At 35.2% G+C, this 6897-nt stretch carries 6 protein-coding genes; 2 read left to right on the forward strand and 4 right to left on the reverse strand.

Annotated features, from left to right (window positions below):
- Positions 1–273 precede the first annotated feature (273 nt).
- The 4 genes from HMJ38_RS24685 to HMJ38_RS24700 all read right to left on the reverse strand — a co-directional run bounded on the left by HMJ38_RS24685 (position 274) and on the right by HMJ38_RS24700 (position 2606).
- The gene (locus tag HMJ38_RS24685; RefSeq protein ID WP_228780262.1) at positions 274–750 is read right to left on the reverse strand and encodes an RES family NAD+ phosphorylase; all 477 of its coding nucleotides are present in this window, start codon (positions 748–750) and stop codon (positions 274–276) included.
- Positions 732–1166 (reverse strand): antitoxin Xre/MbcA/ParS toxin-binding domain-containing protein, encoded by a 435-nt coding sequence (locus tag HMJ38_RS24690; protein ID WP_194977125.1) that lies wholly within the window; start codon positions 1164–1166, stop codon positions 732–734. The genes HMJ38_RS24685 and HMJ38_RS24690 overlap by 19 nt, the downstream gene beginning before the upstream one ends.
- A 44-nt stretch (positions 1167–1210) precedes the next feature.
- Positions 1211–1996: a hypothetical protein gene (locus HMJ38_RS24695; protein WP_194977126.1), complete on the reverse strand. Its 786-nt coding sequence runs from the start codon at positions 1994–1996 to the stop codon at positions 1211–1213.
- 106 nt (positions 1997–2102) lie between these two features.
- Complete coding sequence (locus HMJ38_RS24700) at positions 2103–2606, reverse strand: GNAT family N-acetyltransferase (RefSeq protein WP_194977127.1); 504 nt, start codon at positions 2604–2606, stop codon at positions 2103–2105.
- Positions 2607–3230: 624 nt separating this feature from the next.
- Here HMJ38_RS24700 and arfB point away from each other — a divergent pair.
- A complete protein-coding gene (gene arfB, locus HMJ38_RS24705) occupies positions 3231–3665 on the forward strand; it encodes an alternative ribosome rescue aminoacyl-tRNA hydrolase ArfB (RefSeq protein WP_194977128.1) in 435 nt (144 codons plus the stop codon).
- Between the two features lie 394 nt (positions 3666–4059).
- Positions 4060–6897 (forward strand): DUF5018 domain-containing protein (locus tag HMJ38_RS24710; RefSeq protein ID WP_194977129.1); only part of this gene is annotated, 2838 nt, incomplete at its 3' end.

Below are 6897 nucleotides of genomic sequence, written 5' to 3' on the forward strand. Positions count from 1 at the left end.
TGACAGATTTTGAAATCGAGTGTTTAGAACTACAGATAGCATTAAATCTATAATAAAACTTTGCCTTGTCACCTCGACGTCAGGAGAGGTCTACTGCCCATTTTGATGTCATTTCCTTTCTGTAAATGCCAAATTTTAAAAACTACCAATGACAGAATTTCGGAGCGTCATGCAGAACGAAGAGAAGCATCTCCTAAGGTTTAGGGGATTGTTCGCCTTTGCAAGCTGCGGCTATGAATGACACAGAACCCGATGTCATTTAACAGGCCACCGCTAAAATTTTCTATATAGCCTAGGGTCAAAAATGAATGGGGCTGAAGAGATTGTTTTAATTTCTGAAAAATGATTGCTGTGAGGGTTGATAAGGATAATGTATTGCTGATGGACCACTGCACTGTGAACTTTCAGTCCAAGAAGCTCTTGGTCTTTATAGTTTTCTTCTACTATTTCAGCCAAAATTCTTGGAGCAGGGTAATGAAACCAATTTTCGGGAAGCTTTTCTTTTTCGATTGATTTTACTTTTTCATGAGGAATTTCCAAGGTCAATAATTGGAGATCAGATTGGAACATGGGTGGAATATTGGCCACAATTTCAAGTAAGGCAAGAGCAGGTACCTCTGAACTATAAAGTACAGCCCACCCTTTTTTATTCCATCTGCCGCCTGCCATTGCTGCTCCGGTCCCACTCAGGTCATCGGCGTATTTTGGTTTAGAAAGACGATATACCCACATTAACTGTATACGTTGCATTCTATCCTGGTCAGTAAGTCCCTTACTTTGGAAATGCCTTCGGGGTAGCTGATAACTTCCATAGGCTTTAGGCCCCCCAAAGCGGTATTGGGAAGCTCTGTCCACTTGAAGAAATCCTCTCTATTACCAAAAACTTCTTCTCCATAAATAAATAAGTCCGTAGCCTCCAATAACTTAATTGCTTCCTGCTTAGGCAAAGATTTATTTTCTTTTATCCTTCTATATAGCGTTGGTTCAGAACTGGATAGGATAGATGCAATTTGGGAAAGTCCCATGGAAAAGGAAACTTTGAAATTCTGAAGGACAGATGCTGCCAAGCCTTTGTCAGCCACAACGTAAAAATCCAAAGGCTCTTCCACTTTGAAAGTGAATTGTTCTTTGCCAAGAATATCAATGATGTCCTGATAATTTTTCATTTGATAAAATATTTTATCAAATTTACCTAAGGATTAAAATTTTTTTAGTAATTTTCATCAAATCCAGGTCGTATAAATTTATAGGCATCAGGAAATTCTTCTTCCAGAATTTCTTTGATCTGAATCAATTTTTCCAGAAGCGGAAGGATAGACTCTTCCTCATCCTTAGACCAAAAAAGTACTCCTTGCCAAGCTTCTATACTGTTCTGAATGCAGATCAATGCAACTTTTGCTGTACCATTATAAGCTCTTTCCTCAATAGGATAGTCATCCCAAAAGGATCTGTCGGAAAAGTAATTCAAAGCACTTCGGCATTTGACGGGTATCATGGTTTGGTACCATTGTATGGATTCCAAATGACCGATGACTTTTTTTAACTTTTCAATTTCTTTTATATTATTTATTTCCTCTGTTATTTGGCCTTGAACCAAGGATCCATAAAGTGGATCTTTTGATTTACCATTTACCCAGTCCATACATTCATTCATATATTCTTCACTTAGGTCAGAAAGGGGGTGTAAATCGATTTTTATTTTGCTAACCTCATGATCATGCATTATTTCCTCCTGTTCTTCTTCATCCAGCTCATCCATTTCATCTTCGTCCATTTCAAATTCATCTGCTGCTTCACTCAGCATTTCCATGGTTTCCATTAGTTTTTCTCTCATTTTCTCCATCTTTTCATCCTGATCAAGGTCACTATCCATGATAGCTCTGTCCTCTTGCTCTTGAGCATAAAGGAAACACTTGGAAGTCATCTTGCAGCGTTCGCACCATCTATCACACCAATTGTAGATGCCTGGAATGTGGTTTGGGTCAAATTGCTTCATTGTTTTTATGATTTTTTTAATAATAAAGTTGATACAGGTATTTTTCCAGTTTATGAAAAAGTTGTTTTTTCAAGGGAGCGAACAAACCATCGCCATCATTTGACAATTATATTAATTTCATTTCCATAACCACGTCATCCATTACAAATCCATTTCCAATATCTATCACTTCTTTGAATGCTTCATAGAAGCCTAAATGAAGGTAAAAGTCAATCGCTGTTTGATTATATTTATTTACATTTAAAAAGAGGTGGGTATCTCCATGCTTTAAGGCAATTTCTGATACAGCCATTAAAAGCTTTTTACCAACACCCTTTCCTTGCGTCTCAGGAAGTATGTAAATTTTGTGGATTTTGGTTTTATTGCTGCCCCCCTGATTGACTTCATAAGAAACAAATCCAAGAGAATTCCCCGATTCATGCGCCAACAAAAATACGTGTGCTTTTTCCAAGAGTTGCGACCTCAAAGTGTCCAAGTCATACATCCAATCCAACATGTAGTTGATTTGATCAGGACTAAGGATATTTGCAAATGTTTTAGGCCATGTCTTGAAGGCGATACCCTGTATCTCAGGTAAAAGGCTTTCATTTATTTTGGTAATTGTGATCATTCTGATTTCGATTTCAACAATGATTAAATCTTTCTATGCCAATGTAAGAATTTTTGAAATTTAGAAAGTTGCGGAAAACAAAAAACCCTCCAAAAAATAATGAGAGGGTTTTTAGTGGGTGAATTAAGCGTAATGATTAAAAAGCGAGATAAATAAGATTCTAAAAGTGAATTAGCGGTAGTCGTTACATTAAATTGTGAGTAAAATTTAGAGTCTATATACTCAGGGTGATTAATAATTTGGATGATTAAGATGATCTAAAACTATGTAATGGAAATATAAAAACAAAATAAAAAATTACTGAAATCTCAAAATAATTTTAATTATTTGTTTTAAGTATAAAAATTCAAAATAATAGTTTGAATTATAAAAAATAGTATGCCAAATACAGTTCTTTAGCTTTTTGGAGATTTATGTAGAAATATGAGGTTAATTTTTGTGATGACAAATACCATTTTTAAATCTATCATCTTGTTGATTTCGAATGAAAAAACATTAAAAAATTTCAAAGAAATTTTAAACTTCAAATTATTAAGGTTTTTCATTCTTAATCTTTCTTGATATTTATCAAGAATATCAAAATAGTTTGAAATTATAAATCGTGGAAAAAAATAAAGACAAAGAATGAATATCAACGAAAAAATTAAAAATCAACTTTTCAATACTGAAATACAGTTTCAGGCAAGCCGAAGCAGTGGACCTGGAGGGCAAAATGTCAACAAGGTCAACAGCAAAGTTACCTTAACCTTTAATATCCCTAATTCGATGGTTTTGAATGAAGATGAAAAAGTTAGATTGTTTGATAAGATTGGTAAAAAGTTGGATTCCGAGGGGAATCTACAAATCCAAGCACAGGAAAAGCGTTCACAAATTCAGAATAAAGAAATTGCGATCAAGAAGTTTTATGACCTCTTGAGTAAAGCCTTTTACAAAAAGAAAATCCGGAAGGTGACCAAGCCAAGTAAAGGCGCCATCGAGCAAAGACTGAAAGAAAAGAAAGCCTTGTCTGAAAAGAAAAAGGGGAGGAGGGGAGGGTCTGATTTTTTTAGAAACCAATAATCCAATTGATTTTCACATCAATTTGTATATTTTTTTTTATTTTTTTTATAAAAATTTGAGATTTTTTTTAATACAACAGAAAATTAGAAAAATAATATTTTAACCATTTCTTTTATTGGAATAAAATAATTTTTTTTCCTTAATAAATATTTTTTAAGTTAATTTATAAACTTGATTATTGATTATACATATTAACAAATTATTAATTACAAGTTTTTTAAATGCAATAAATTGGTTTTTAAATATTAAATTTTGATTTTTAGAAATTCTTAAGGGTATTAGTTTAGTTATACATTTTATATTTGATTATTTTATTGGATTTAAAAGTTAACAAAACCATAGGAAATTATTTATTCTTTAAATCATTCTTTCATAAATATTAATTCTTTAAAATATGGGGTTTAATTACAATTTACTGAGCAAGGGCATAAGGATAATGCTTTTTTTCTCACTCTTCGGTGGTTCGGTTTTTTCATCACCTAAACCGAATACTCCGCATTCCAATTTTACAGTTTATTCTGAATTTAAAATTCCGGATAAATCAAAGGAAAAATCTGAACCAACTTTTGAACAATCCCAATTTTTAAGGTTTGTCGGACCTTGTGGGAATATCAGTTTACTGGATTGTGATCAAATCGAAAAATCACTTCCTGTAAATTTAGATTTTACATCTATTGGGGATGGGCTCAGTGAAAGTGGATTTACTATGTATTTGGAGCAAAGTAAATTTATGACTCCATACTCTGAGCTAACATCCTATGACCCTACTAGGATATTGAGGAATTCGGATGGATTATCGATTACAAGTACGCGAGGTATATTTTTTAGCCAACAATCTGACCAAGGAATTCCAAATAGCTTAAATACCAATACCCAGGTAAATGCCTTGGGTGTGGGCATCAAAACTCCAGAAAGAAAATTCAGTGTTTCATCAAGATTGGTCAATCCTGATTTTTCGGTAAGCACAGGTAATTCTGCACAGCAAGCTGGAATTTGGTATGGATTGGATGAGGATCATTATGTAAAGTTGGTAGTAGTGAAAAACTCAACCGGTAATGATAGACGAATTCAATTACAGGTGGAAAATATGGATAACACCACCCAAGCTACAGCATTTCTTGAGATCAACACGGGGAATATTGGGTCGACTACTGGAGAAATCACCTTAAGATTAGAATTTGACCCAATTGCAAATACAGTTCAAGGATTTTATAAATTGGGATCGGGTGAGGAAATCTTAGTTACTTCTGCTGCAACTGAACCAAATATTAGGCCTGTACCGGCCAGTTATTTTTTAGGTACTAGTTTCAGCCCGGAAAATCCATCTGAGCTTTTGTCATTTGCTGGGATTTTTACATCTCATAGGAACTCTACTGGAAATCCAATTTCGGTATTATTTAAAGACTTTTCTATAGAAGCTGAAGAAATTGTATTGCCCGATGAAATTGTGGCTCCATACCGAATAAATGTTGGGGGAAATGATTACACCAAAGATGGTGATTTATTTTTAGCAGAGAATACCATTTATTTGAGCGAAACAACGCCAACTACAGTTTCATTAACTCCAATTACCAATCCTTATTTAGTACCCGGTGGACACGAGGATTTATATTTTCCCAGGAGATTTGGTTCTGATTTTGGTTACAATTTTCCAATCGAAAATGGTACATATTCTGTTAGGATTCATATGGTTGAGAATTTCCAGACAACAGCTGGGGCACGGGTTTTTGATATTATCATGGAGGATAATGTGGCACAGGATAATCTGGACCTTTTTGCAGTTTATGGCAAAGGAGCACTGGGAATTACCCAAAATAACGTAACTGTTTCCGATGGAGAATTGAATATTCAATTTTTAGCTTCGGCCAATAATGCCTTAATACAAGCCATAGAGATTCTTCCTTTGACCCAGAGCTTGGAAAAAGAAATTCTCAGCTTTGAATTTGCAGAGCAAACTGGTCCAGCTATAATTGATTTTATATCTAAAACCGTAAGTATTGAGGTAGCAGAAGGAACAGATCCAAACGGTTTGATTCCTTCGATTACAATTTCTAATCTTGCGAGTATTTCACCTTTGTCAAATGTAGCCCAAGATTTTTCAAACCCAGTACAATACACCGTAACAGCTGAAGATGGGAGTACAGCCATCTGGACAGTATCAGTTTCCATCGCTACTACCGATTTTTCATTTATAGATGATTTTGATACCTATGGAACTGGCAATCTAAACATAATTGCTCCAACTCAATGGTTATGGGAAAATGGTGCAGGAGTTCAGATTCCTGTCCTTGACCAGGGAATTTCTCCAAATACCACCCATTCTCTTGATTTTTCATTAGGCGGCCATACGCATGATTTAATTCCTTTAACATCAAATCCTGTTTCACTTACTCCCAACAAACCCTTTTATTTTAGCACTTATTTCAATGTTGAGGCTTTAGGTGCAGGAGCAGGAGACATAATAAGGACCGCCATCAGAATAGATGATGGGGATCCAGATATTCAGTGGGTAAGACTTCAAATGGCAAAAGCTGGAAATGATCTTATCGCCAGAATAGGTCTTGGCGATGCTGCTTCGGACAATGGAAATGTTGGGGTAGATTATGGGAAAACCATTCAATTTGTCGTAAAAGGTGAATGGGATGGAAGTGGCAACATCAATTATCTTTGGACAATTGAGCCCAAATTGGATGAATCCCAAAACACTTGGGTTTCTGCCGGATTTCATCCCGTTGTCGGTACCCCTCAGATTGGAAGGTTATTTATTAGCTCTGTTAACACCAATAATGGAAAAGTTGGACCTGTAAGGCTCAGTACAGATTATAGCGAGGTAGTAACCGAAGATTTAACAAGTCCTGTACCCAGTTCTAAAAAGTCTATTTTGGATTTTCTTATTGTCGGGCAGATTGGATCTACTTTAATTGATAATGAAGCAAATACAGTTCAAATTACAGTTCCATTCGGAACTGATCTTACGGAAATTTCACCTTTATTCTCTGTTTCTGAATCAGCAATTGCTTCACCTGCTTCAGGGGAAGCGCAGGATTTATCAAGCCCTGTGGTATATACCGTTACTGCTGAAGATGGCACTATTCAGGAATGGACTGTTTCTGTAATAGTTGAAGCAGGATTTGAAGTGAAGGTTAACTTCCAGAATAATCCATCTTTCACTGTTCCGCCAGTTGGCTATTTGCCGGATTATGGTAAGCAATTTGGCTTCTCTTCAGTGACA

The sequence above is a fragment of the Aquiflexum lacus genome (assembly GCF_015476655.1).
Lineage (GTDB): Bacteria > Bacteroidota > Bacteroidia > Cytophagales > Cyclobacteriaceae > Aquiflexum > Aquiflexum lacus.

What these genes read in the sequence shown, in the direction of transcription:
- HMJ38_RS24685 (WP_228780262.1), bottom strand. Translation starts at nt 750, where the DNA reads ATGCAACGTATACAGTTAATGTGGGTATATCGTCTTTCTAAACCAAAA.
- HMJ38_RS24690 (WP_194977125.1), bottom strand. Translation starts at nt 1,166, where the DNA reads ATGAAAAATTATCAGGACATCATTGATATTCTTGGCAAAGAACAATTC.
- HMJ38_RS24695 (WP_194977126.1), bottom strand. Translation starts at nt 1,996, where the DNA reads ATGAAGCAATTTGACCCAAACCACATTCCAGGCATCTACAATTGGTGT.
- HMJ38_RS24700 (WP_194977127.1), bottom strand. Translation starts at nt 2,606, where the DNA reads ATGATCACAATTACCAAAATAAATGAAAGCCTTTTACCTGAGATACAG.
- arfB (WP_194977128.1), top strand. Translation starts at nt 3,231, where the DNA reads ATGAATATCAACGAAAAAATTAAAAATCAACTTTTCAATACTGAAATA.